Annotated in this window: 22 protein-coding genes; 7 read left to right on the top strand and 15 right to left on the bottom strand. The window is 66.0% G+C overall.

Annotation, left to right across the window (positions count from 1 at the left end; genetic code table 11):
• Position 1: 1 nt before the first annotated feature.
• The 10 genes from QW887_RS27310 to cobS form a co-directional block, all read right to left on the bottom strand.
• Positions 2 to 841, bottom strand: coding sequence for an ABC transporter permease (locus QW887_RS27310; RefSeq protein WP_316195454.1), 840 nt, complete (start codon positions 839 to 841; stop codon positions 2 to 4).
• A complete protein-coding gene (locus tag QW887_RS27305; protein ID WP_316195452.1) occupies positions 838 to 1809 on the bottom strand; it encodes an ABC transporter permease in 972 nt (323 codons plus the stop codon). The genes QW887_RS27310 and QW887_RS27305 overlap by 4 nt, the downstream gene beginning before the upstream one ends.
• Before the next feature lie 80 nt (positions 1810 to 1889).
• Positions 1890 to 3437 carry an ABC transporter substrate-binding protein gene (locus QW887_RS27300; RefSeq protein WP_316195450.1) on the bottom strand — a complete coding sequence of 516 codons (1548 nt, stop codon included), beginning with the start codon at positions 3435 to 3437 and terminating at the stop codon, positions 1890 to 1892.
• Between the two features lie 322 nt (positions 3438 to 3759).
• Positions 3760 to 4185, bottom strand: a complete 426-nt coding sequence (locus tag QW887_RS27295; RefSeq protein WP_316195448.1) for a hypothetical protein — start codon at positions 4183 to 4185, stop codon at positions 3760 to 3762.
• A gap of 183 nt (positions 4186 to 4368) precedes the next feature.
• Positions 4369 to 5469, bottom strand: a complete 1101-nt coding sequence (locus QW887_RS27290; RefSeq protein WP_315825518.1) for an LLM class flavin-dependent oxidoreductase — start codon at positions 5467 to 5469, stop codon at positions 4369 to 4371.
• A gap of 181 nt (positions 5470 to 5650) precedes the next feature.
• A complete protein-coding gene (locus QW887_RS27285) occupies positions 5651 to 7543 on the bottom strand; it encodes an RDD family protein (protein WP_316170978.1) in 1893 nt (630 codons plus the stop codon).
• A 91-nt stretch (positions 7544 to 7634) separates the two neighbouring features.
• Positions 7635 to 8747, bottom strand: coding sequence for an NADH:flavin oxidoreductase/NADH oxidase (locus QW887_RS27280; protein WP_316170979.1), 1113 nt, complete (start codon positions 8745 to 8747; stop codon positions 7635 to 7637).
• Between the two features lie 103 nt (positions 8748 to 8850).
• On the bottom strand, positions 8851 to 9927 hold the full coding sequence (locus QW887_RS27275; protein WP_316170980.1) for an esterase-like activity of phytase family protein: 1077 nt from the start codon (positions 9925 to 9927) through the stop codon (positions 8851 to 8853).
• A 66-nt stretch (positions 9928 to 9993) separates the two neighbouring features.
• Positions 9994 to 11895 carry a cobaltochelatase subunit CobT gene (cobT, locus tag QW887_RS27270; protein ID WP_315715232.1) on the bottom strand — a complete coding sequence of 634 codons (1902 nt, stop codon included), beginning with the start codon at positions 11893 to 11895 and terminating at the stop codon, positions 9994 to 9996.
• A 144-nt stretch (positions 11896 to 12039) separates the two neighbouring features.
• Positions 12040 to 13038, bottom strand: a complete 999-nt coding sequence (gene cobS, locus QW887_RS27265; RefSeq protein ID WP_315715231.1) for a cobaltochelatase subunit CobS — start codon at positions 13036 to 13038, stop codon at positions 12040 to 12042.
• Between the two features lie 295 nt (positions 13039 to 13333).
• Between cobS and QW887_RS27260 the strand changes: the two genes are divergently transcribed.
• Positions 13334 to 13990 (top strand): DedA family protein, encoded by a 657-nt coding sequence (locus tag QW887_RS27260; protein WP_315715230.1) that lies wholly within the window; start codon positions 13334 to 13336, stop codon positions 13988 to 13990.
• A 14-nt stretch (positions 13991 to 14004) separates the two neighbouring features.
• Here the strand turns inward: QW887_RS27260 and QW887_RS27255 are convergent, their stop codons facing one another.
• The gene (locus QW887_RS27255) at positions 14005 to 15228 is read right to left on the bottom strand and encodes a citrate synthase family protein (protein ID WP_315715229.1); all 1224 of its coding nucleotides are present in this window, start codon (positions 15226 to 15228) and stop codon (positions 14005 to 14007) included.
• A gap of 83 nt (positions 15229 to 15311) precedes the next feature.
• On the opposite strand from QW887_RS27255, the gene QW887_RS27250 reads away from it, so the two are divergent.
• Positions 15312 to 16400, top strand: a complete 1089-nt coding sequence (locus QW887_RS27250) for a citrate synthase/methylcitrate synthase (RefSeq protein WP_316195445.1) — start codon at positions 15312 to 15314, stop codon at positions 16398 to 16400.
• Between the two features lie 43 nt (positions 16401 to 16443).
• On the opposite strand, the gene QW887_RS27245 is transcribed toward QW887_RS27250, so the two are convergent.
• Complete coding sequence (locus tag QW887_RS27245) at positions 16444 to 17088, bottom strand: J domain-containing protein (protein ID WP_315715227.1); 645 nt, start codon at positions 17086 to 17088, stop codon at positions 16444 to 16446.
• Positions 17089 to 17198: 110 nt separating this feature from the next.
• Here QW887_RS27245 and QW887_RS27240 point away from each other — a divergent pair, with 110 nt between their 5' ends.
• The gene (locus QW887_RS27240) at positions 17199 to 17468 is read left to right on the top strand and encodes a BolA family protein (RefSeq protein ID WP_316166243.1); all 270 of its coding nucleotides are present in this window, start codon (positions 17199 to 17201) and stop codon (positions 17466 to 17468) included.
• Positions 17469 to 17475: 7 nt separating this feature from the next.
• Here the strand turns inward: QW887_RS27240 and QW887_RS27235 are convergent, their stop codons facing one another.
• From QW887_RS27235 to QW887_RS27225, 3 genes are all read right to left on the bottom strand, one after another.
• The gene (locus QW887_RS27235) at positions 17476 to 18780 is read right to left on the bottom strand and encodes an HlyC/CorC family transporter (RefSeq protein ID WP_316195443.1); all 1305 of its coding nucleotides are present in this window, start codon (positions 18778 to 18780) and stop codon (positions 17476 to 17478) included.
• A 73-nt stretch (positions 18781 to 18853) separates the two neighbouring features.
• Positions 18854 to 20002, bottom strand: coding sequence for a 3-dehydroquinate synthase (aroB, locus tag QW887_RS27230; protein WP_316195441.1), 1149 nt, complete (start codon positions 20000 to 20002; stop codon positions 18854 to 18856).
• Positions 19999 to 20664: a shikimate kinase gene (locus QW887_RS27225; protein WP_315715223.1), complete on the bottom strand. Its 666-nt coding sequence runs from the start codon at positions 20662 to 20664 to the stop codon at positions 19999 to 20001. Before QW887_RS27225 ends, aroB begins: the two co-directional genes overlap by 4 nt.
• A 156-nt stretch (positions 20665 to 20820) precedes the next feature.
• Between QW887_RS27225 and QW887_RS27220 the strand changes: the two genes are divergently transcribed.
• From QW887_RS27220 to QW887_RS27205, 4 genes are all read left to right on the top strand, one after another.
• Positions 20821 to 20967, top strand: a complete 147-nt coding sequence (locus QW887_RS27220) for a histidine kinase (RefSeq protein ID WP_315715424.1) — start codon at positions 20821 to 20823, stop codon at positions 20965 to 20967.
• 171 nt (positions 20968 to 21138) lie between these two features.
• Entirely contained in the window at positions 21139 to 22095 is a 957-nt protein-coding gene (xerD, locus tag QW887_RS27215) for a site-specific tyrosine recombinase XerD (RefSeq protein WP_316195439.1), read from the top strand.
• A gap of 219 nt (positions 22096 to 22314) precedes the next feature.
• A complete protein-coding gene (locus QW887_RS27210) occupies positions 22315 to 23277 on the top strand; it encodes an acetyl-CoA carboxylase carboxyltransferase subunit alpha (protein ID WP_316166246.1) in 963 nt (320 codons plus the stop codon).
• A gap of 294 nt (positions 23278 to 23571) precedes the next feature.
• Positions 23572 to 25059, top strand: a complete 1488-nt coding sequence (locus QW887_RS27205; RefSeq protein ID WP_316195438.1) for a L,D-transpeptidase family protein — start codon at positions 23572 to 23574, stop codon at positions 25057 to 25059.
• Positions 25060 to 25839 lie beyond the last annotated feature (780 nt).

Below are 25839 nucleotides of genomic sequence, written 5' to 3'. Positions count from 1 at the left end.
CTCACCTGCCCTCGCGTGACAGGCGCGGGTTGAGCGCATCGTTCAGTCCCTCGCCGATCAGATTGAGGCCGAGCACCGACAGCAGGATCGCAACGCCTGGAAACACCGTGATCCACCACGCCTGGCGTATCACGGTGCGGCCGGCGCCGACCATGTAGCCCCAGGAGATCAGGTTGGGATCGCCAAGGCCGAGGAACGACAGCGAGGATTCCAGCAGGATCGCGGTCGCGACCATCAGCGAGGCGAGCACGATCACCGGCGACAGCGCATTGGGCAGGATCTCGCGCCAGATGATCCAGGCATTGCGCTGGCCGGTGACGATCGCGGCCTGGACATATTCGCGGGTCCGCAGGCTCAGCACCTCGCCGCGGACGAGGCGCGCCACCGGCGGCCAGCTGACGAGGCCGATGGCGGCCACGATCGAGTAGATCGAGGGCTGCAGGATCGCGACCAGTACGATCGCGAGCGCAAAACTCGGGATGGTCTGGAAGAACTCGGTAAAGCGCATCAGCGCGTCATCGACCCGACCGCCGAAATAGCCGGCGATGGCGCCGAGCGGCACGCCGACGATCAACGCCACCAATGTTGAGACGAGGCCGACCAGCAGCGAGACGCGCGCGCCGAAGATCAGGCCGGCGAGCACGTCGCGGCCGAGCGCATCGGTGCCGAGCGGGACCTTCGACAGCGTGAACGGCGGAACGAACGGCCGCTGCACCATGCGCCACGGCGAGTTGGGAAAGTAGAACGGGCCGGCCACCGCGACGACGATCGCCAGAGCGAGGATGATCAGCCCGATGATGCCGCTCGGGCTGCGCAGCATGGTGCGCCAGAACTGCCTCATGACGCGTACTCGATGCGCGGATCGACCAGGCGATAGACGAGGTCGGTGACGAGGTTGAAGATCAGCACCATGGCCGAGGAGACCACGAAGACGCCGAGCAGCAGATTGTAGTCGCGCTGGATCAGCGCGTCGTACATCAGCCGGCCGATGCCGGGCCAGGCGAACACGGTCTCGGTCAATACCGCGCCGCCGACCAGCGTTCCGGCGTGGACGCCGGCGAGCGTCACCACCGGCAGCAGCGCGTTGCGCAGCACGTGGCGGCGCAGGATGACGCCATCACGCAGGCCCTTGGCGCGCGCGGTCTTGACGAAGTCGAGCCGCTTGACCTCGAGCATCGAAGCGCGGGTCATGCGGGTGTAGGTCGCCATGAAGAACAGGCCGAGCGTCGCAGCCGGCATCGCGAGATGTGCGGCGACGTCGAGCGCGTGGCGGACTCCCGTATAGCCGGCACCGACCGTTTCATAGCCGAAGCTCGGCAGCCAATCGACCCAGACCGAGAACAGCAGGATCGCGATCAGCGCGATCCAGAACAGCGGCGTCGCGTAGAAGATCAACGCGAGCACGGTAATTGCAGTATCGAGGAACGTGCCGGCGAAGCGCGCGGCGAGCGCGCCGAACAGGATGCCGAGACCGAGCGAGATCGCGAACGCCGTGAGCGTCAGCAGCAGGGTCGCCGGCAATCGCTCGGCGATCAGCCTGGCGACCGGCGCCTGCTGGCGGAACGAGAAGCCGAGATCCAGGCTGGCGATACCCTTGACGTAGATGAGGAGCTGCTCCGGCAGCGGACGGTCGAGGCCGAATTTTTCGCGCAACTGCGCCACGAAGATCTGGTCCGAGGCACCGGCCTCGCCGGCCATGACCACGGCCGGATCGCCCGGCGCCAGCCGGATCAGGAAGAAATTCAGCACGATGATGGCGAGAAGGACGATGACGCCTTTCACGACGCGCTGGGCGATGAAGGAGAGCATGAAAGGTCCGTGAAGGTCAGCTCGGCAGGACAGCGAAACACCGGAGCGCGGGGATCATGGCCGCGCCCCGGAGTGCACCGCTATTTGTCGAGCCAAGCGTCTCGGAAGCCGTCGTTGACGCCGATGCCGGTGGTGATCAGGTTCTTCACCTTGCACTTGGTGATGGTCGGGAACTGGAGCTCGAGCAGCCAGGCCACGGGCACGTCCTCAGCCAATACCTTCTGCACCTTGTCATAGGCCTCCTTGCGTTTGGCGTCGGTCGGCGCCGTGGCGCCCTCCGCGAACAGCTTGTCGACCTCCGGATTGGAATAGCCCTCGACATTGTTGAACAGCTGGCCCTTGGCAATCGCAGAAGTGATGTAGTTGCGGGACACGCCGAGCGCCGGATCGCCGTACTGATACAGATAGGTGAAGGCGATGTCGTAGTCCCACTCCATGATCTTCTGGTTGCCGCCGGGCACGTCGGTCGCAATCGTCTCGATGTTCATGCCGACGTCCTGAAGGTTCTGCTTCACCGCCTCGCCCCAGCGCTGCCAGGTCTCGCCATAGGCGAGCGGCAGCATGCGAATCTTCTCGCCCTTGTAGCCGGCCTCCTTGAGCAGCGCCTTGGCCTTGGCCGGGTCGTACGGATATTTCGGCACGTCGTCGGAATAGAACTTGATGGTCGATGCCGAAGGACCGGTTGCGACCTTGCCGAGGCCGTTCCAGATCACGTCCTTGGCGAAGTCGCGATCGATGGCATACATGATCGCCTGGCGCACCTTCTTGTTGGCCAGGATCGGGTTGCGGTTGTTGAGCCACATCCACGACAGCGGCGAGAAGAACTCCCAGCCGGCCCCGGTGACGCAGGCGCCCGGCAGCTTGGAGACGCGCGGCACGTCGAAATTCTCGATCGAGCCGCCCGGCAGCACGTCGACCTTGCCGGTCTCGAAGGCAACCGCGCGCGCGGCGGCGTCGGGAATGATCTGCCAGTAGACCTCGTCGAGATAGGGCTTGCCCTTCTCATGGTAGTTCGGATTTTTCACCATCCGGATGAAGGATCCCTTCTGCCATTCCTTGAACATGAAGGGGCCGGTGCCAACAGGCGCATTGTTGTACGGATTGGTCTTGTAGTCGGTGCCTTCATACAGGTGCTTCGGCACCATCGGCATCGAGCCAACCTCGAAGATGCCAATGAAGGGACCGAACGGCTCCTTCAGCGTGAACACCACCGTGAGATCATCCGGCGCCTCGACCTTCTCGACAATTGCGAGGTTGTTGCGAGCGCGCGCATGCGTCTGCTTCAGCATGTCGATCGAGAACAGCACGTCGGCCGACGTGAACGGCTTGCCGTCGTGCCAGGTCACGCCCTTCTTGAGCTTGAAGGTGTAGACCTTGGCATCCGGGCTGATGGTCCAGCTTTCGGCGAGGCCGGGCAGCGGCTCCAGCTTCGGGCTGTAGCGCAGCAGGCCCTCGAAGATGTTGCCGGACACCATCTGCGTCGGGCCGTTCTGGACCATCGCCAGCATCAGGCCGGGCGGCTCGGGCTGGATCACCGCGTTGACCACGCCGCCGACCTTCGGCTCCTCCGCTTGCGCCGCGGACAGTCCGCAGCCAATGACCACACCCAGCAGCACCCGTTTCAACATGATGAACTTCCCAAATGTCATTGCCGGCCGCGATGCATCAAGCGCGCCAAGGTGCGCGATATCGCCATGCGGCTTCTGATGTGATGCCTGCTCTGGGCGCATGGACTGTTGGATCGTCCGCGCGCAGCGCTGTAGAACGGCTCCAATACGACCGCGGGCAACGCTTTGGAAACGCCGCCAGGACCTGTGTCAGTCGCGCAATGCGCCCACGAGCGACGCGGCATCACAGGTCGAGCCCCTGATGCAAAGGCTCACACGATCGCAATCGCCGCCGCAAGATGAAACTCGCGACAGCGTTAGCCCAAAAATTGAACAGGGAAAATCAGCGCCGCAGACGGGCGATCGCGCCGGAAACGATCTGCATGATCACGCCGATGATCCAGCCGACCATGATCAGCGACGTCCAGACGATGTGCGGATCTTCGCGCAGGATGATGATGGCAACGGCGAAGAACGCCGTGAGGGTTGCGAGGAAGGTCCCGACGGCGCTCAGAAATTCGGCCGTATCGATCTTCGCCTCCGCCGGTGAGTTCTCCTCATGAGGATGAAAAGGCAGTTGCGGCGTGTCGATGCCGAGATAGAAGCCCAGTGCCCCAGACAGCATCATCACGATCAGGAAGCCCTGCGTGGTCAGCAACGGAACGCTGGAGCCGACATGGGCCCCGACGAAGACGCCGCAGGCGGCGCCCGCCAGAGCCAGACCCGAGCGTTCGAGGATATGGGCAAACTTCCTGACGCGAAACCGCATGACCTGCCCCCAATGTCAGACCGCCACACGCATGCGGCGGATTCGACGCCTGGATCCGTCCTAACGGCAAGACCGTCACCCAAACGTCAAATCTGAAGCTGCACTCGCGCGAAAATTTTAGCTACATTTCTTTTGACGCCAGCATTGCCCGAAAGGGAGGGTGAATGCTGGCGCCAAGAGAGACTAGGCGGCCTTGGTGAGGCCGGCATTGAGGTGGCTCAATCTCGGCATCACCTCCTGCTTCAACAGGCGCAGCGAGTTGTGCCAGGCTTCCGGCTTGTGCTTGTAGTCGAAGCCGAACACGCACAGGGTGCCGAAGCCGCCGACCTCATGCCAGATCTTCTCGATCTTCTCGGTCACCGTCGCCGGCGAGCCGACGATCCAGTTGCGCCTGGCGCAATAGTCCACCGTCACGTCGGAATCGGGCACGTCGGGTGAGTGCTTCAGATAGTCCTTGAAGCCGAAATGACCGAGCAGGGGCAGGAAGTACTCGCCCATCATCCGTCCCATCATGTCGCCGGAGGACAAACGCCAGGCTTCCTCGTCCGTATCGGCGACGAACACCTCGCGCACCAGCCGCCAATCGCTGCGGCTGGGCTTGCGACCGGACTTGGCGGCGCCGGCCTCGACCGAGTCCCAGTGCGACGACACATAGGCGGGGTTGAGGTTGAGGCTCATCGGGATGAAGCCACGTTCACCGGCGAGCTTCAGCGTATCGGAGTTCTTCGACAGGCCGGCGACGCCGATCGGCGGATGCGGCGCCTGCACCGGCTTGATGTGCGGCTTGAGGAAGTCGAACATCACGTCGGGCTTGGTCACCGTCCAGTACTTGCCCTTGTACGTCCATGGCGCGTCCTCGGACCACATCTTCAGGATGATCTCCAGCGCCTCGCGCGTCATCTCGCGGTTCTGGCCGCTCATGCCGTCGACGTTGAACATCGCCCAGTCGCTCGGCAGGCCGGATGCGGCAATGCCGAAATTGAGCCGGCCGTCGGAGAGGTGATCGAGCATCGCGACGCGATTGGCGAGCTCGGCCGGGTGATGATAGGGCAGCAGGAAACCGCCGGGCCCGAGCCGGATGTTCTTGGTTTCACGGAAGGCCTGCGCCAGAATGAGATCGGGTGCCGGGTGGGGCTCCCAGGGCGCGGTGTGATGCTCGCCGATCCAGGCTTCCTGATAGCCGAGCTCGTCGAGCCACCGCAGGACCTGCAGATCCCATTCCTGCCCTTCCTTCAATCCGCACTCCGGCGGATGCGAGGGCATCGTGAAATATCCGATTTCCATAGCGCTTTCCTCTCGCGTTTGTATTGCGGCGCATCTTCGTGATGCGCTCATCGTCACGCGAGACGAAACACGACCAGACGAGTCGGCATCGCCGCACGTGGTCTGCGAAGTCTAGCACGTCATGAGACGCCGACAATCACCGACTGTTTGAGGGGCGAGCACACGTCAGCGCAGCTCGCGGCTATTTGAGGCCCGTCATGGGTGATGGAAAGCGACCGGGAGGTTTCTCCGACTGGAGTCGCTGCACGAGGTCCGGCGGCAGGTAAACCGTGGGCCGCGGCGGGGCAGGTGCGGCCGACTGCTCGCTGTTCGGGGCGGCGCCATCCACCGCGATGGTTCGAACCTTCGTTGCCGACGCAGCCGCGGCAGTTGCGGTCGCAGGCACGAGGCGGGTCGCGACATGCTCCCTGAGCAGTTCGGCATGGTCAGGAAACCACATCGAGCTCGGCTCCGCCATATTGGCGCGTTCGGCAAAGGCGCGGGACAGCCCCAGGTTCTGCAGCCGCTCCTCCTCGATCGCTATGGTCCGGCTGCGCTCGGCAGCGGTGATTCCGCGATAGGAGGGCTGATGGAAACCGAGCCGTGCATCTGACACGACGATGCGGTCCTTGCCGCCCAAGAAGACAATGGTGCAGGCCGACAGGCATTGCTTCTCGACCAGGGTCGACAATCCGCGCGCCTTGATCAGGTCGGACATCCGTTGCGCCTCGCGGATGCGGCCGCCGGCCGAATCGAGCCGCACCGTCTTGACCTCCGACATCGCGTTCAGGAAACCTTCGAGCTCCTTGGCCGTGCCGTACTTGATGCCACCGGTGAATTCCAGCATTTCGCCAGAGGCGAGGACCTTGAATTGGTGCGGTCCCAGAGAGCTGTCGCCGGCGACGATTTCGGCAATGCCTGCGATCCGCGGCAGGCCTTGCGTGAAGAAATGCCAAACCGAGATTCCGACGCCGAGCGCGACCATGATCTTCGCCAGGCCGCCCCACGCGCCGTTGTCGCCACCGCTATAGCGCGTCGACGAGCGCCAGATGCCAACGGTCTGCCAAAGCGTGAACAACAAGATGCAGAGCCATATCACGCACATCAGGACGAGCGCCGGCAGCGGCTGCGCATCGAATCCCTGCTGCGCGACCAGCGCGGTCACGACTTCGATCGCGAGCGTCGCAATCACCCCGAGCAGTGCTCCGTTGACCCAGTACGACACGGGCAAGGACAGCTCACCGCGCCAGTGCCGGGCAAGGTAGCTCCGCTGCGGGCTCAACGGCGCGGGCGAGAGCGGAGTTGACGGCTCGGCACTTGCCCACCCGCGATCAACGCAATAGACGGCAGTGGTTGCGAACTGGTCGTACCAGCTGTCCCTTCGCATGTAGACTTGCCGCCATGCAGCGAGGCCGACGATCAGCAGCGGACAATACGATGCGAGCGTCACGCCAATGAGCAAGGATGCCGGCAACGCGGCGATGTCCAGGAATGATACCACGACCGACCAGATCAGCGCTGGACTCACGACCAAGAGCAGCAGGCCGTAACGCCGCCCGGCCGCGGCATTCGTCACTGCACTGCAATCGGCGCTCGCCAGACGAATACGACAAATCCTTCGGCCGGGCGTGCCGGCGGCCGTGTCGAATATGGCGCGCAGAACCAGCAACAGCGGCAGCAGGAAAATCCCGAGCGAGAGTCCCTTGACCGGAGTGCCCTCCGCATCGAGCATGCTGTCGACGTGGACTTCCTTGGTGAACGGACCGTCCCGCGTGACCTGCGCGACCCGCACCATGCGGGCAGAGGGCAGGCCGAACACGCTGTTTGTGCAATCGACGATCCGGTTGGGCTTGAGATCGGCGGGCACGGCGACCCCGGACGGGATCGCGTCAAGCTTCCTGCAGCTGATGGCATAGATGCCGTCGGCAAACTGAACGCGGCCGTGGCTCAGCGGAAAAAGGACCAACGCGCAGACCTGCAGAATGGCCGCGATGGCCACCATGTCGATCAGCAACGCGCCAAGCCGGCGCCAGACTCCGGCGCGCTTGGAGGTGCTACTGAGATCCTGGTCTGTCGCTAACCGCTCGGCGAACATCGCTTGCCATGACCCGCCACACGCGGCACCACCTTCGCACGCTACCTGGAATTGACTGCCGGGGCAAGCGATCACACCCGGAAGCGAGCGGTCAGCGTGCGCCGAACGTCGTCTTGCCGAACAGCTCCTTCTGCGTCGACGGCTGCGAGCGCCAATATTGCGGAGGTGCGGCGACTTGTCCGCCGAGCTCTGCTGCCGCGTGCCAGCCCCAGCGCGGGTCATAGAGCATGCCGCGGGCCAGCGCGACCATGTCGGCCTTGCCCGAGGCCACGATCTCCTCGGCCTGCTGCGCCTGCGTGATGAGACCGACCGCAATGGTGGGAAGCCCCGTCGCCTGTTTCACGGCCGCGGCGAACGGCACCTGATAGCCGGGTCCGAGCGTGATCTTCTGCAACGGCGACACGCCGCCCGAGGAGACGTCGATCCAATCGGCGCCGCGGTGCTTCAGCGCTTGCGCAAATATGATGGTCTGCTCGAGATCCCAGCCGCCGTCGACCCAGTCGGTGGCCGAGACACGCATGCCGACCGGCTTGTCCGCAGGGAAGACGGCGCGCACCGCATCGTAGACTTCGAGCGGAAAGCGCATGCGATTCTCCAGAGACCCGCCGTAGCTGTCGGTGCGCTGGTTGGCGATCGGCGACAGAAACTGATGCAACAGATAGCCATGCGCGCCGTGGAGCTCGATCGCGTCGATGCCGAGGCGCGCCGCCCGTTGCGATGCGGAAACGAACGCATCGCGGATGCGGGCCAGGCCCGCGAGATCGAGCGCCTCCGGCGCGAGCTCGCCCTCCTTGTGCGGCAGGGCCGACGGCGCGACCGTCTGCCATCCGCCGTCCGCGAGCGGAATCTGCTGTCCGCCATCCCACGGCTTGTGGCTGGAGCCCTTGCGGCCGGCATGGGCGAGCTGCATCGCAACCGCAGCCTTCGCATGTTTGCGAACCGAGGCCAGGATCGGCTTCAGCGCAGCTTCCGTCACGTCGTCCCACAACCCGAGACAGCCGGGAGTGATGCGCCCGATCGGCTCGACATGCGTCGCCTCGATGCAGAACATCGCCGCGCCCGACAGCGCCAGCGTGTTGATGTGGGTGAAGTGCCAGTCATTGGCCGCGCCATTCTCGGCCGAGTACTGGCACATCGGCGACACCATGATGCGGTTGGCGAGTTCGAGACTGCGCAGCTTGATCGGAGTGAACAGGGCGCTCATGCTGAGTTCCAGGTTGTGACGGTTGACGCGATGATCTGATGGCCGCGAGTGTCGATCATGGACGAGCCGCGGTCAACGCGAGCCGCCGCAGCGGCGTCGCAGCTCACTCCATCAGCGTGAACTGCAGCAGGAGCGTGCGCTGGATCATCGAGAAGTTGTCGTCGGACACCAGCGTCAGCACGGTCTCGCCCTCCGGCGTCACATGCGCATCGATGCCCTCGAGATTGTCGATCTCCTGGCCGAGATCGGCGGAGAAGATCGCCGGACCATCGACCAGCGCGCCCGGCGCAATCTGCGCCAGCGTCAGCCGGCGGATTCGAATGCCGACCCCGTTGAACAGCGAGAACTTGCGTTCGAGTACCAGAAGATCGCCCGACGGCAGCAGCACGGCATCGCTGACGTCGAAGTCGTTGCTGCGAACGATGCTGAACTGTCCCGCGGCCGGTCCGCCGATCAGGAAGGCCAGCAGATTGCCGTTCGGGTCCAGACCGCGCTCGGAGAGCGCGATCAGGGTGCCGGCGAGCGGCAGGCCCTTCGGCACGACCACCAACGCCTCCAGTCCCTTGTTGTGGGGCAGCCGCTTGGCGGCTGGCGGCAGCGGCACGATCTCGCCGCGCGCGCCGGTTCCACCCTTGGCGAAGTCGTAGCGCAAGAGCTGGTTGACGCGTTCGAGGCCGACATAGACGATGTCTCCATCGCGCGCGAGCGACTCGGAATCATACCAACCGCGATCGGTGATGGGACGTCCGTCCAGACCAAGCAGCGGCGCCGCTTCGACATCGGCGAGCCCCGCGATCTCGCGGCCGGAATAGGCAATGCGGCCAGTGAACCAGCCGCCCTTGTCGCTGACCGCGAGGAAGCGTTCACCCTTGGCATCGAGCCGGATGCCGGACAGGCCGCCGAAGCCGGGAAAGGACGAGGTCAGCGCCACGCCGCTGCGATATTGCAGCATCCCGAAGCGCAGATGCGTCCGATCGCGGAGGTCGAACGAGGGCAGCGGTCGCGCGTTGACCTCGATCTTGACCGCCGATGTGACGGAGTGCTCGTCGATGGTGACGCGTCTGCGAACCGGCGCCGGCGCAAGCTGCGCAAAAGCCGTCTTGGACCATGCGAATGCCGACACTCCGCCGATGGTCAGCGCGAGAAAGCGCCTGCGGTCGGCAATCGCCTGCAGCGACATCGTTAGCGGAGCCCCCTCCCCCACCTCCTCCGAGCCGGAGGAGGCACGCAGCCGGCCGACGGCCGCTTACGAATGCAGCCTGCGCTTTTGCCCCGGCGCAGGCTGCGGCGCCGCGTGGGTCTCGGTGAACAATTCGGCGAGCTTCTCGGTGATGGCGCCACCGAGCTCCTCGGCATCGACGATGGTCACCGCGCGACGGTAGTAACGCGTGACGTCGTGGCCGATGCCGATCGCGATCAGCTCGACCGGCGAGCGGGTCTCGATCTCCTCGATGATGTGGCGCAGATGCCGCTCGAGATAGTTACCGGGATTGACCGACAGCGTGGAGTCATCGACCGGCGCACCGTCCGAGATCATCATCAGGATCTTGCGCTGCTCGGCACGCCCGAGCAGGCGCTTGTGCGCCCAGTCGAGCGCCTCGCCGTCGATGTTCTCTTTCAGCAACCCCTCGCGCATCATCAGACCGAGATTCTTGCGCGCCCGCCGCCACGGCGCATCGGCCGATTTGTAGATGATGTGGCGGAGGTCGTTGAGGCGGCCGGGATTGGCCGGCTTGCCGGCGGCAAGCCACGCCTCGCGCGACTGTCCGCCCTTCCATGCCCGCGTCGTGAATCCGAGGATCTCGACCTTGACGCCGCAGCGCTCCAGCGTGCGCGCGAGAATGTCGGCGCAGGTCGCGGCCACCGTGATCGGCCGCCCACGCATCGAGCCGGAATTGTCGAGCAGCAGCGTCACCACGGTGTCGCGGAAGGTCGCTTCCTTCTCGCGCATGAATGACAACGGCTGATAGGGGTCGATGACGACGCGCGACAGCCGCGCCGGATCGAGGATGCCCTCCTCGAGATCGAACTCCCAGGCGCGGTTCTGCTGCGCCATCAGCCGGCGCTGCAGCCGGTTGGCGAGCCGCGCCACGATGCCCTGCAGATGCGCGAGCTGCTTGTCGAGATAGGAGCGCAACCGCTCCAGCTCGTCATGGTCGCACAGGTCTTCCGCGGCAATGACCTCGTCGAATTTCGGCGCGAAGGCGTGATATTCGGGGCCGCGCGGCTCGTTGGCGCCGCCGCGGTTCGGACGCGTCGCCTCGCCCGGCGTCTCGTCGTCGCCGAGTTCGCCGTCGTCGAGCGTGTCAGACGCCGAGGCCTGGGCCGCCTCCATCGCGCTCTCCGACATCTCGTCCGACGTCGTCTGCGCCTGGTCGGCGCTCATCTCCTGGGCAGCGTCGGAATCCGGCGAGCCCTCGGCGCCGGACTGCTCATTGTCGCCATCGCGATTGTCGTCGTTGTCCTCGTCCTCTTCCGAATCCGCGTTGCGCTCGTCGCCGAGATCCAGCGCCGAGAGCAGATCGTGAACCAGGTCGCCGAACTTGGCCTGGTCCTCGGTGAAACGGCCGAGTTCATCGAGGCGCTGGCCGATCCTGTCCTCCAGGAACGGACGCCAGAGATCGACCACCTTGCGCGCCGCGTTCGGCGGCGCCATGCCGGTCAGCCGCTCGCGCACCAGCATCGCCAGCGCATCCGACAGCGGTGCGTCGGCGCGGTCGGTGATCTCGTCATACTTGCCGCGATGGAAATGGTCGTCGAGCATCGCCGTGAGATTCTTGGCGACGCCGGCCATGCGTTTTGCACCGATCGCCTCGACACGCGCCTGCTCGACCGCCTCGAACACGCCACGCGCCTGCGGATTGCCCGGGATCAGCTTGCGATGGATCTTCGGATCATGGCAGGCGAGCTTCAGTGCGATCGAGTCGGCATGGCCGCGCACGACGGCGGCGTCGCGCTTGGTCATCTTGCGCGCCGGCTCCGGCAGCCGGGCCTTGCCCGGCGCGAGGCCGGGACGCTCGGCCGCGAAGGAGACTTCGAGCTCAGGCGCCCTGGCGATCGCGCGCAGGCACCCCGTGACCGACCTCTTGAAAGGTTCGGTCGGTGCTTCCTTGACGCCAGGACGGGGCTTGTTGCTCGGTGTGGTCATCTGATTCCTGCGGCTATCGTCCCGGCGAACGCCAGGCCCGATAACCACCGGCGTTCGTTTGTTCGCACTCGCTCTCCCGCATCACCCGACGAGAGAGGCCGCGGCGTATGGGTCCCGGCCCGAGGCCAGAACGACGCCGGTGTGTCAGCTCAGCGCCACGTTGATGGAGGATTCCGGCAGCTCCGCATTGAAGCAGCGCTGATAGAATTCCGCGACCAGCGGACGCTCGAGCTCGTCGCACTTGTTGAGGAACGTCACACGGAAGGCGAAGCCGATGTCACTGAAGATCTCGGCGTTCTCGGCCCAGGTGATCACCGTGCGCGGGCTCATCACCGTCGACAGATCGCCATTGGCGAAGGCGTTGCGCGTGAGGTCGGCGAGCCGCACCATCTTGTTGACGGTGTCGCGACCCTGCGGGTTCTGATAGTGCTTGGCCTTGGCCAGCACGATCTCGACCTCCTCGTCATGGGCGAGGTAGTTGAGCGTGGTGACGATCGACCAGCGATCCATCTGGCCCTGGTTGATCTGCTGGGTGCCGTGATAGAGGCCCGAAGTGTCGCCGAGCCCGATGGTGTTGGCGGTCGCGAACAGACGGAACGCCGGGTGCGGCTTGATGACCTTGTTCTGGTCGAGCAGGGTCAGGCGGCCCGACACTTCGAGCACGCGCTGGATCACGAACATCACGTCGGGGCGGCCGGCATCATATTCGTCGAACACCAGCGCGACGTTGTGCTGCAGCGCCCAGGGCAGGATGCCGTCGCGAAATTCGGTGACCTGCTTGCCGTCCTTCACCACGATCGCGTCCTTGCCGACGAGGTCGATGCGGCTGATATGGCTGTCGAGGTTGACGCGCACGCAGGGCCAATTGAGTCGCGCCGCGACCTGCTCGATATGAGTCGACTTGCCCGTCCCGTGGTAACCAGTCACCATCACGCGGCGGTTCTTGGCGAAGCCAGCCAGGATCGCAAGGGTGGTGGCGCGGTCGAAGCGGTAGTCGGCGTCGACTTCGGGAACATGCGGGTCGCTTGCGGAAAAGGCCGGCACCTCAAGGTCGCTGTCGATCCCGAACACCTGCCGCACCGACACCTTCATGTCGGGCACACCGGTCATCTCCTGCGCATTGGTCGTAGCGGCGGTCGTCATTCATCCTCCGAGGTCCCGGGCATTCCCGAAACCAGATTTCATGTTTGGCTGCGGTTGAAGGGCTTCGACGCCAGCCTAGCAGAGAGCACGCGCGGGCAGAAGCCTAAGCCTTGATCAAAGTTCCGTCGTTATATCATCGAGATAGGTATGAGTGGCCGTTTTCGAAAGGCTGCCCTGCGAATCGTGCCACCTTTCCGCCCACCGGCTCTTCCCAGGATCTCGACGTGGCACCCGGAGCCGGGGTTCCTACTTATCGAGGAGCTCCCCGCCCACCCTCTGCACCAACAGGAACCGCGTGGCCCATCTGCTTGATCCCCTCATTGCCTTCGTCTCAGCGCATGCGGGACTGGCTTATCTCACCCTGTTTCTGGCCGCCCTGCTGGAGGCGATCCCGATCGTGGGCTCGGTGGTTCCAGGCACGACCATCATCCTGGCGCTGAGCGCATTGATTCCGGGCGGCGAGCTGACCCTGCAGTGGGTGCTGGCGGCGGCGATCCTGGGCGCGGTGCTGGGGGACGGCGGGGCGTTCTGGGTCGGCCATCGCAGGCAGCGCGAGATCTTGACGAGCTGGCCGTTCTCGAACTATCCGCGCCTGGTGGCGCAGAGCGAGGCCCTGTTCCACCGTTTCGGCACCCTGGCGATCTTCTTCGCCCGCTTTATCGCGCCGATCCGCGCCGTCGTACCGATCACGGCCGGCGCGCTCGACATCCCTCCGCCCCGCTTCTACGCCGTGAACATCCCTGCCATCGTGCTGTGGGCCGGCGCCCATGTCCTGCCCGGAGTGTTCGCCGTGCAGCTGTTGCACCGTTATGGCGGCATTCCGCATCATAGCCATATCGCCAAGTCCACCTGGATCATCGCGACTGTCGCGGGCACGATCGTGGTCTGGCTCGTGCTGTGGCTCGTGCGGAAGCGACGCGAAACTCAGCTGGCGGCCGGCACGGCGGAATAGGCGGACGGCGGTCGCTAGAGCGTCTCCAGGGTAGCGCCGCGCCCCGGGATGGGTCCGGTGTAGCGGGCGCGCGGCCGGATCAGGCGGCCGAACTGCAGCTGCTCGCAGGCATGGGCGATCCAGCCGACGCAGCGCGCCATCGCGAACAGCGCCAGCTCGCTTCCCGCGGGCAGCCGCAGGCTGTGAACCAGCACGGCCAGCGCGTAATCGATGTTCACGAATTCGCCGGTCGCTTCCGCGATCCGCTCGGGCACCTCGCGGGTGAATTTGCGCGGCGCACCGGCGCGCGTCAGCGCCTCCAGCAGCGAGATGGCGCGAGGGTCGCCGTGCTTGTAAACGCCGTGGCCGAAACCGGCGAAACGCTCGCCGAGCGCCACCCGCTCGCGGATCAGCGGCGCGACATCGCGATCGATGAGTGCCTTCACCAGTTGCGACGCCAGGACGCCGGCGCCGCCGTGCTGCGGTCCCTTGAGCGCCGCAAGACCCGCGATGACGGCATCGTAGAGGCTGAGGCCCGTCGACGCCGCACAACGGACGGTGAAGGTCGACGCGTTCAGCTCATGATCGGCCAGCAGCACCAGGGTGCGGCGGATCAGGTCCGGCGCATGTTCATGTCCGGGCGCCCAGCTCCGCGCGACCTGAACATGGAGCGGGTCGGCTGACGCTGGCTGGTTCAACATGGTTGCGACCACAAGCCGAACGATGCGCGCGCCGACCAGCGCCCGACCGTCGGGAGCGCGGTTGAAAGCCGCGGGATCAGCATGTGTCGCCAGCGCCAGCACCGCGATGGCGCGGTCGATCGGCGCCGCGCGCCGCGCAGCATCGGCGATGAAACCCATCTCCTCCGACACGGCCGGAAGGTTGCCTGGCGCAAACGGATCGAGCGCGGTCACGTCCCACAGCAGCGTCGCAGCATGTTCCAGCGTGCCGCGCACGGCCAAGTCGACGCAATTGACGCCGCGATAGATCGGACCGGCTTCGGTGATCGTCGACACGGCGGAATCGAACACGGGGAGGTCCGCATCGAAGCTGCGGAAGGCGCGCGGCTCGGGGGCCGGTGCGCGCCTTTCCTTCAGGGCTCGGATGTCCTCGGCGCGATAGCGGTTGCTGCGCGAATTCGGAGACGGCTCGGAGCGGACCAGTCCGCGGCTGACATAGGCGTAGAGGGTGGCCGGCGAGATCGCGAGCTCTGCCGAAGCTTCACGGGCAGATAGGTAAAGCCCACTGTCTTTTTTCATATTGATCAGCTTAATCAAGATTGATCAAGTTGTCGACTGGGCGGATCTTGTCAGCGTGATCATTCTCGAAGGAGACCCTCGCCATGACCATCCAGCTCGGCAAGACCCCGATCGGCCTCGACGGCATCGCCGCCGCCGAGACCGTGCTCAGCCACGTCGACGGCCAGCAGGGGGAGCTCATCATCGCCGGAGCGCACGTGGCCGATCTCGCCGCCGCCAGCGGCTTCGAGGGCGTGACCGCCCGGCTATGGAGCGCGGCGACGAAGCGCACCGTCGGCGAGGCCGAGGTCCGCGCCAGCCTTGGCCGTGCCCGCGAGCGTGCCTTTGCCCGGCTGCCCGAGCTGCTCGCCGCGACCTCCGGCCTGTCGATCATCGACGGCTTCCGCGCCGCCGTCGCGGCACTGCGGTCCGAACCCGGGCTCGACGACGAAGCCACGATCGTCGGCGCCTGCCCGGTGATTGCCGGCGCCCTGGTCCAGCGCGCGCAGGGAGCGAGGCCGATCGCGCCCGATCCAGACGCCGGTCACGCCGCAGACACGTTGCGGATGGTCCGCGGCGACACGCCCGAGAGCGGCGAGGTGGCGGCGCTGGACACGTATCTCGTCACCGTCAGCGATCACGGCATGAACGCCTCGACCTTCGCCGCGCGCGTCGTCGCCTCGACCCAGGCCGACCTGTTCGCGTCAGTCACCGCCGGCTATTGCGCGCTCACCGGCCCGCTGCATGGCGGCGCGCCGGAGCCGGTGCTGGAAATGCTCAACGCGATCGGCACGCGCGACAACATCAGGCCGTGGGTCGACGCGGCGCTCGGCCGTGGCGAGCGGCTGATGGGGTTCGGGCATCGGATCTATCGCGTGCGCGATCCGCGCGCCGACGTGCTCAAGAGCGCGATCGAGCGGCTGGCGGGCAGCGGGGCTGATCTGCCTTTTGCGAGCGAGGTAGAGGCTTACATTCGCCAAGCGCTGCGGCGGAAGAATCCGGAGCGCGTGCTCGACACCAATGTCGAGTTCTTCACCGCCATCCTGCTCGATGCGCTGAAGATTCCGCGCCAGGCGTTCACGCCGATCTTCGCGGTGGCGCGTGCCGCCGGCTGGACGGCGCATGCCCGCGAGCAACAGCGCACCGGGCGGTTGATCCGGCCGAGCTCGGCCTATATCGGGCCGAAGCCCTGATACCTTCAACGCGACGTGCGGCAGCCTCGCGCGCTGCCGCGCGTCAGCCCTTCACCACCGTCTTCAGGTAGTTGTAGGCCTTGATGATCTCGATCAGGCGATCCTCGGTGGAGCGGTCGCCGCCATTGGCATCGGGATGGTGCTGCTTCACCAGCGCCTTGTACTTGACCTTGACATCCTCGAGCGTCGCGTCGGGACCGAGGCCCATCACCTGCAGCGCCTTGCGCTCGGCGTTGAAGACCTTGCGCGTCTCGGCCTTGGGAGCCGAGCGGGGATCCGGACGCCAACTGCCGCGGCCGTTGATCTCGGCGAATACGCTGAACGGATCGGCGGCATCGCCGAGATCGCCCTCGGCGCTGCCGGTGCCGCGCTTGGCCGACGTGTTGGCACCCATCTTCCAGGTCGGGCGGTGTCCGGTCAGCGCATCCTTCTGATAGCGCGCGACCGCTTCGGCGTTCATCCCCGAGAAGAAATTGTAGGACTGGTTGTACTCGCGCACGTGATCGAGACAGAAGTGCCAATACTCGCGCGCGTTCTCGCGTCCCTTGGGCGCGCGATGCGAGCCCTTGTTCTTGCAGTCCGGCCACTGACAGGGCTGGGCCTCCTCGCGCACCACCGGCTGCCGCGCAGCCTGTTTCTTGGGCTTGATGCGGATGGAGTCGAAGAATTTGTTTGAATCGATCGGCATGGCGGACTTTGACTACGCAACGCGAAAAGCTTCAAGTCTTGACATTGCGAATACCTCAGGCGGGGACCGCCGATTGACGAAAAATAATTTGATGCGTATTTCCAGAGACCATGCGGACCCGAGATGCTATCATCGATAAGTTGCGCGAAGCTTTCTCGCCCGAAAGCCTCGATGTTCAAGACGAATCACATCTGCATGAAGGCCATGTGGGCCATCAGCCGAGCGGTGAGACCCATTTCCGCGTGTATATTGTGTCGCAGGCCTTCGCCGGCAAGAGCCGTGTCGATCGCCACCGCCTGATCAACGCCGCATTGGCAGCGGAACTTGCCGGCTCGGTGCACGCGCTCGCGCTGCATGCGAAGGCGCCGGGCGAGGCTTGATCCCCAATTAGAACGCCGTGCCCGCACGGCGCGGCCGCGCCTCCTCGGTTTCGCCGCGCGGCACCGGTACGATACGCAGCGCGGTGATGCGATTGCGCTCCCGGCGCAGCACGCGAAAGCGGAAGCCGTGGAACGTGAAGCTCTGGCCGCGCTCGGGGATCGAACGCGCCTCGTGAATGACGAGACCGGCAACTGTCGTTGCTTCCTCATCGGGCAGCGTCCAGTCCATCGCGCGATTGAGATCGCGGATCGGCACTGAGCCATCGACGACGACGGACCCGTCCGGCTGCACGCGCACCCCCGCGACCTGCACATCTTGCTCGTCGGAGATGTCGCCGACGATCTCCTCCAGAATATCCTCCAGCGTGACGATGCCTTCGACCTCGCCATACTCGTCGACCACGAGCGCGAAATGCGTCTTGCGCCGGCGGAACGCCTTCAGCTGTTCCGATACGGACCGCATCTCCGGTACGAACCACGGCGGGAGCGCCAGTGAAGCAACGTCGATGTGCGACACATCGCCCTCGGCGGCGCGAATCGCACGCAGCAGGTCCTTCGCATGCAGCACGCCGATGATGTTCTCTGGCGTGCCGCGCCACAGCGGGATGCGTGTGTACTCGGTGGCGAGCACCTCGCGCACCAGTTCCTCCTGCGGCAGGTCCGCATTCACCATCACCATTTCGGTGCGGTGGACCATCACGTCGGACACCTGCAATTCGCGCAGATCGAGTAGGCCGCCGAGCATGTCGCGGTCCTGCTTCTCGACCTTGCCTTCATGATGCAACAGATCGACGGCACCGCGCAGGCGTTCGGTCGGCGACAGGATCGGCTGATTGGCCCCGACCTTGAAGCCGATCAGCCGCATCAGCCCGCGCACGATCGCCTCGATCACGGCAAGCACCGGACCGAGCACGAACACAGTCGCGCGCATCGGCCTGGCGACCGCGAGCGAGACGCGATCCGGCGCATTGATCGCGATCGTCTTCGGCAGCACCTCGGCAAAGATCACGACCAGCGCGGTCATCACGCCGGTCGCGTAGAGCACGCCGACCTCACCGAACCAGGCGGTAAAAATACCGGTCGCCAGCGCGGAGGCGCCGATATTGGCGATGTTGTTGCCGAGCAGCAGGGCCCCGATCAGCCGTTCGCGCATGTCGAACAGGCTCGACACCACATCGGCATCGCGATTGCCCTGCTTCGACAGCCGCAGCATCGAGGCGCGGGAGGCACCGGTCAGCGCGGTCTCGCTCAGCGCAAAGAAGGCCGAGGCGGCGAGGAGGAGGATGACGACGGAGAGTGTGAACCAGTCCATGACGCCGATGTCGCTCTGTAGGGAGGCCGCCGATGATCCGTTGGCACTGCTCAATACGGCGTAAAGCCCGGGATCAGCTTCTGCTGCGCAATTTGGCCTGGAGAAAGTCGCGGACGCGCGCCGGATCGACGTCCTTCGCGATGACGGCGCGGCCGATGGCCTCCATCAGGATGAAGGTGAGCTTGCCGCGCTTGACCTTCTTGTCCTGCGCCATCAAGGCCAAAAGCCGATCGGCGTCGCCGATCCCCTCCTGGGCGAAGCCGGCGATGTCCTGCAGATGGGTCGGCAGACCGACCGCGGCAAGGTGACGCTCGATCCTGACGACGTCGTCGGGCGGCAGCACGCCGAGTTCGGCCGAGAACTGCGCCGCCAGCACCATGCCGACCGCGACGCCCTCGCCGTGGAACAGCCGATCGGAGAAGCCGGTCACGGCCTCCAGCGCATGGCCGAAGGTGTGGCCGAGATTGAGCAGCGCCCGGTCGCCGGTCTCGCGCTCGTCGCGGGCGACGATCGCCGCCTTGGCGCGACAGGAGGTCGCGACCGCGTGCTCACGCGCCGCACCGCCCTTGACGATGTCGGCATGGTTGGCCTCGAGCCAGGCGAAGAAGCTGGCATCGCCGAGCAGGCCGTATTTGGCGACCTCGGCGTAGCCGGCGCGGAACTGGCGCGGTGACAGGGTGTCGAGCACGGCGGTGTCGGCGATCACCAGCACCGGCTGGTGGAAGGCGCCGAGCAGGTTCTTGCCCTGGGGCGAATTGATGCCGGTCTTGCCGCCGACGGAGGAATCGACCTGCGCCAGCAGCGAGGTCGGCACCTGCACGAAATCGACGCCGCGGCGCAGGATGGCGGCCGCGAAGCCGGCGAGATCGCCGACCACCCCGCCGCCGAGCGCGATGACGAGATCGTTGCGCTCGATCCTGGCAGCGATCAGCGCCTCGCTGACCTTCTCCAGGCCGGCATAGGTCTTGGAGCCCTCGCCCTCCTCGACCACGATCGTGGACGCCGGGATGCCCGCCTCCGCCAGGATCGCCTCGGCCGGCTTCAGCCAATGCGCGGCCACGGTGCGGTCGGTCACGATGGCGGTGCGCACGCCGGGCCGCAGCGCGGCGATCCGCTGGCCGAGCGAAGCCAGCACGCCGCGGCCGATGACGATGTCATAGGCGCGCTCGCCGAGCGCGACGTCGACGATGATCGGATCGGAATGCTTCAGTGGTGCTGTCATCGGAGCGCGCCCATCGCCTGCGGAGGATCGGGTTGAACTGGATCGGGTTGTGGTCCGGCCGGCCCCGCCTCGGTCTCCGGTGGCGAGAAGAACGCCTGCAGCGCCTCCATGCAGTCCTCGACAACGCGATCATGCGGCACATCGCGCGAGCAGATCGTGAGATCGGCAAGCTGGTAGACCGGCTCGCGCTCGACGAGCAGGCGAGCGACCGTGCCTTCCGGATCGGCGGTCTGCAGCAGCGGCCGGTCGGCCCGCCGCCGGACGCGGCGCATGATCACGTCGGCATCGGCCTTGAGCCACACCGAGACCGCCTTCTCCTGGATGCGCCGCCGCGTCTCCTCGCGCATGAAGGCACCGCCACCGGTTGCCAGCACCGCCGGACCATTTTCGAGCAGACGGGCGATCACCCTGGCCTCGCCGTTGCGGAAATAGTCCTCGCCGCGCGACTCGAAGATTTCCGGTATGGTCATGCCGGCCGCGGTCTCGATCTCGGTGTCCGCATCGACGAAGGGCAGCCGCAACCGCGCCGCGAGCCGCCGGCCAACGGTCGACTTGCCGACACCCATCATGCCGACCAGCACGATCAGCCGCTTGCCGAGGCCTGCGAGAATCGCGGCCTCCGGAGCGGCTGGGCTGGGTGCGGGTTGCGTCGTGTCGGTCATCTCCAGGCTTCTAACCCAGCCCCTGCTGCTTTCAAAGGCATCCTGTTCCGTCCCCCCGAGCCAAGGCGAGCTGCCCGGTCTGCCCGACGGGCTTGCAAGGCCGATGCGAACATGTTGGATGAAACCGTTCCCTTTCTGGTGGCCTGCGCGACCGACATGCCCAGCCTGTTCCGCTTCCTGACCGTCATCGCCGTCATCGTCGGCGTGGTCTATGGCGCGATCTACGCGCTGGCGAATTTCGTCAATCCGAAGCCGCGCGAGATGACGGTGACGATCCCGCCCGACAGGTTCCAGAAGAGATGAGCGGCGCCGCTGCGACGAACCGAAAAGCCACAGGGCATTGATTAAGAATTTTGCGGTTGTCTGAGGCGGCCGGGCGCCGCGATATCGGCCAGATTTGCAGTCACCGCTCGCCGTGCCGGCACGAATACCTCGTAGTGATTCGATCGCCTCGGACGCAGCGGATTTCACGACATGAAGGTCAAGGCCTCCGACGCCGGGCTGATGAGCCTGTTCCTCGACATGATGGCCGCCGAGCAGGGCGCCGGTCAGAACACGCTGGACGCCTATCGCCGCGACCTCACCGATCTCTCCGAATTTCTCGGCGGCAAGGCCAACGGCTTCGCCACGGCCGACACCCAGGCATTGCGCGACTATCTCGCCGATCTCGACACCAGGGGTTTCAAATCCTCCAGCGTGGCGCGGCGGCTGTCGGCGATGCGGCACCTGTTTCGCTTCCTGCTGAGCGAGCGCATCCGCAGCGACGATCCCGCTGCCATCCTGTCGGGCCCGAAACGCGGCCGGCCGCTGCCCAAGGTGCTGTCGATCGGCGATGTCGACCGGATGCTGACCCGCGCCAAGGAGCTGAGCGAGGGCGCGGACGCTTCGCCGGCGCAGCGGCTGCGCGCGCTTCGCCTGTATTGCCTGCTCGAGGTGCTCTACGCCACCGGCCTGCGCGTCTCCGAGCTGGTGGCGCTGCCGCGCAGCGCGGCGCGCAACGACGCCCGCATGATCGTGGTGCGCGGCAAGGGCAACAAGGAGCGGCTGGTGCCGCTGAACCAGGCCTCGCGCCAGGCGATGGCGGACTATCTGGCGATGCTGGACAGGCAGAAGCCGGAGAAGAAGGCCAGCGCCACCTTCGGCAAATGGCTGTTTCCGTCGTTCGGCGAGAGCGGCCACCTCACCCGCCAGCACTTCGCCCGCGACCTCAAGGAGCTCGCGGTGGCGAGCGGCCTGCCGGCCCGGCTGGTGTCGCCGCACGTGCTGCGCCACGCCTTCGCCAGCCATCTGCTGCACAACGGCGCCGACCTGCGCATCGTCCAGACCCTGCTCGGCCACACCGACATCTCGACCACCCAGATCTACACCCACGTGGTCGAGGAGCGGCTCAAGAGCCTGGTGCGCGACCTGCACCCGCTGGCCGAGACCTGACCTCGCTTCACACCTTCCCGAAACCAAATCCGCCGGCGTGACGCCCGGCCGGCTTGACTTCGCGCCCGTCTGCCCCGAAAGAGCGCCATCCTGCCCGCGATCCCGGCGCGATGCCTGGAGGCTGGGCACCGATCGTACCCTAAGCTCCTGAAGTCCTTCGGCTTCAGGTCCGAAGGCCGAACCGATTTCGTCTCCCAGCGCTCTTCCTTCAGCTCTTCCATGCCGGATCCCATGCGCAGCTACCTCGATTTCGAAAAGCCCGTTGCCGAGCTCGATTCCAAGGTCGATGAACTCCGGGCGATGGCCGCCTCCGGCACCGACATCGGCGAGGAGGTCAGCCGGATCGAGGAGAAGGCCGGCCAGGCGCTGGCCGAGCTCTACGCCAATCTGACGCCCTGGCAGAAGACGATGGTCGCGCGCCACCCGCAGCGGCCGCATTTCACCGATTTCGTCAGCGGGCTGATCACCGAGTTCACGCCGCTGGCCGGTGACCGCAAGTTCGGCGAGGACGCCGCCTTGCTCGGCGGCTTCGGCCGCTTCCGCGGCGAGCCGATCTGCGTGATGGGCCAGGAAAAGGGCGCCACCACCGAATCCCGACTGAAGCACAATTTCGGCATGGCCCGCCCCGAGGGCTACCGCAAGGCGGTCCGGCTGATGGAGATGGCCGAGCGGTTCGGCATCCCGGTGCTGTCGCTGGTCGATTCCGCCGGCGCCTATCCCGGCCTCGGCGCCGAGGAGCGCGGCCAGGCCGAGGCCATCGCCCGCTCCACCGACGCCTGCCTGTCGCTCGGCGTGCCGAATGTCGCGATCATCACTGGCGAGGGCGGGTCGGGTGGCGCCATCGCCCTGACCACCGCCAACCGGGTGCTGATGCTGGAGCACGCGATCTACAGCGTGATCTCGCCGGAAGCCGCCTCCTCGATCCTGTGGCGCGACGGCACCAAGGCGCAGGAAGCCGCCAACAACATGAAGATCACCGCCCAGGACATGCTCCGCTTCCACGTGGTCGACACGGTCATCAAGGAGCCGGTCGGCGGCGCCCACCGCGACCCGGCGGCGATGATCGCCGCCACCGGCGAGGCGATCGCCCAGGCGTTCGACGAGCTGAAGGGCCTCGACGCCGACGCGATCCGCAAGCAGCGCCGGCAGAAGTTCATGGACATCGGCCGCAAGCTCGGCTGACCGGGCCGGAGCCGAGCTCCCGGCGCTCGCGGTTTTGTGAGTCTTTCCAGCCGTTTGGCCGCATTTCGGCCCCGCCGGCGGGGTCTGCTGTTTAGGAGTTGTTGACCAAGGCGGCCGGGGCCTTTCGGCATCGCCGGAGCGCGGGTTGCGAGGCTTGGGGTCAAAGGCTACAATTTTAATCAATGGTTTGACGGCATGACGCAGGGTCGACCCGTGATTTATCCAGCTTTCGGGCCGATCGCGTGAGATGAGACTGGGGTGTTGCGGCATGCCGGGTTTGCGGGGAGCTTTGCTTTGATCAACCGCGCTTTCGTCCGGGTTCTGATGACCTCGGCGGTGTTGGCCGCCGGCGCGCTGCTGACGGGTTGCAACAGCGATCAGGTCGCGCTCGCCACCAACGCCAAGGCCAACCAGCCGGTGCCGCCGAAGCTCGTCGCGACGATGGGCGAGAAGGACATGGATCTGCAGTCGCCGATCCTGGTCCGCGTGTTCAAGCAGGAAGCCGAGCTCGAGGTCTGGAAGCAGGACCGCTCGGGCAAGTTCGCGCTGCTCAAGACCTATCCGATCTGCCGCTGGTCCGGCGATCTCGGACCGAAGGTGCGCGAGGGCGACCGCCAGGCGCCGGAGGGCTTCTACTCGATCAATCCGAGCCAGATGAACCCGCAATCGGCCTACTATCTGTCCTTCAACACCGGCTATCCGAACGCGTTCGACAAGGCGCTCGGCCGCACCGGCTCGCAGCTGATGGTGCATGGCGACTGCTCCTCGCGCGGCTGCTTCGCGATGACCGACGAGCAGATCGCCGAGATCTATGCGCTCGGGCGCGAGTCCTTCTTCGGCGGCCAGCGCGCCTTCCAGTTCCAGGCCTATCCGTTCCGGATGACGCCGGTGAACATGGCCAGGCACCGCAACAATCCGAACATGCCGTTCTGGCGCATGATCAAGGAAGGCTACGACCATTTCGAGGTCACCCGGCAGGAGCCGAAGGTCGACTTCTGCGAGAAGAAGTACGTCTTCGACGCCCAGAAGCCGCCGGGCGCGACGCATGATCCGGTGTTCGACGCCTCCGCCAAGTGCCCGGCCTACGTCGTGCCCGACGAGATCACCGCCGCCGTGCGCGACAAGCAGCAGGCGGACGAGGCGGAATATGCCAAGCTCGTCGCCAAGGGCACGCCGGTCGCCAAGCTCAACACCGGCATCGATGGCGGCATGAATCCCATCTTCGCCAGCCGCGTGCCGGGCGCCTCCACCGGCCTGTCCGATGCCGGCGAAGCGCCGGGCCTGTCGCTCGCCAACTTCCAGGCCGCGCCAGGCACGATCCCCGGTCACGTCAACCCGCCGCGCGCACCCGGCGCCGACGAGGTCGCCGCGATGCCGGCCAGTGCGGCTCCGGCTCCCGCAGCGGCGCCCTCCACCCGGGTGGCGGCCGTCAGTGCGCCGGAGAAGCCGAGCTTCATGTCGAGCCTCGCCCGCAAGGTCGGGATCGGCGGCAATGCCGCGGCCGACACCAAGGCTGCGACCGCGAAGCCCGAGAGCAAGACCGCGGACGCCAGGCCCTCGGAGATCAAGCCCGCCGAGATCAAGCCTGCGCCCAAGCCGGTCGCGGCGAAGCCCGCCGAGACCCGGCAGGCCGCCGCGCGGCCGCCGTTCAAGCCCGCCGCCGGCGACGCGCCCGCCACCACGGCCTCGGCCCCCGCGCAGACCCAGACCGCGCTGGTCTCCGGCGCCGTGCCAGTGCTGCAGTCGAACTCGTTCGACAGCCGGTTCGCAGGATTCAAATAGCAAGCCGTCCATCGAGCGCCGCTTTTTTTGGCGAGATACCGAGGGCCGCCGGACGCTAGCCGCGCGCTCGGGTGCCACCCTCCCCTGGAGGGGGAGGGTCGATCGCACGCGAAGCGGGCGAGCGGGGTGGGATGATCTCTCCACGCATGCTTTTGCGCGCGGAGACATCACCCCACCCCGCCTCACGTTTCGCTTCGCTCCTCGTGAGGCGACCCTCCCCCTCCAGGGGAGGGTGAGCATCGCGTTTGTGGTGCCGTCGTGGTCAGCAATCTCAAACTGCATTTGGGGACGCGCGTCATTGTCCTCGCGACGCTCTTGGCGTCCGAGTGATGCATCGATCTCACCCTCTTCCGAAGCGAGGGTGCAGGGAAGGCCGGACCTCGACTGAGGCCCGTGGCCCGCCTGCGAAAAAAATGCAGGCGGCAGGTACCACAGGTCCAGCCGGACGACCCGGCCCTCCCTGCGCGATAGTTTTAACGGCTGCTTCGCGATCTCCCTGGGGACCGGGCTGTGTTGCCCCCATCACCGGCGAGATGCGCGGGGCATCAACAGCCGGCTTGACCTCAGCATCGGGAGGTCAGGACCACGCGACTTGACCGTGCGAGCCGATGTTGTTCGTCCGCGCGAATGATCACGCTGCAAACCGGCCCGCCCATCACATCCCGCACTCCACGCTTCGTGACGACCGCGCAGCGCCCCTCGTCGATGAGGCGGGACGGACGGAACAAATCACGAAATTCCGAAATTGAGAAGCGGCATATTTTTACTGATGGGACTGGA

It is taken from the genome of Bradyrhizobium sp. SZCCHNRI3052, assembly GCF_032484895.1.
GTDB lineage: Bacteria > Pseudomonadota > Alphaproteobacteria > Rhizobiales > Xanthobacteraceae > Bradyrhizobium.
The sequence above is the reverse complement of the archived record's forward strand: the minus strand, read 5'-3'. Positions and strand labels throughout refer to the sequence as shown.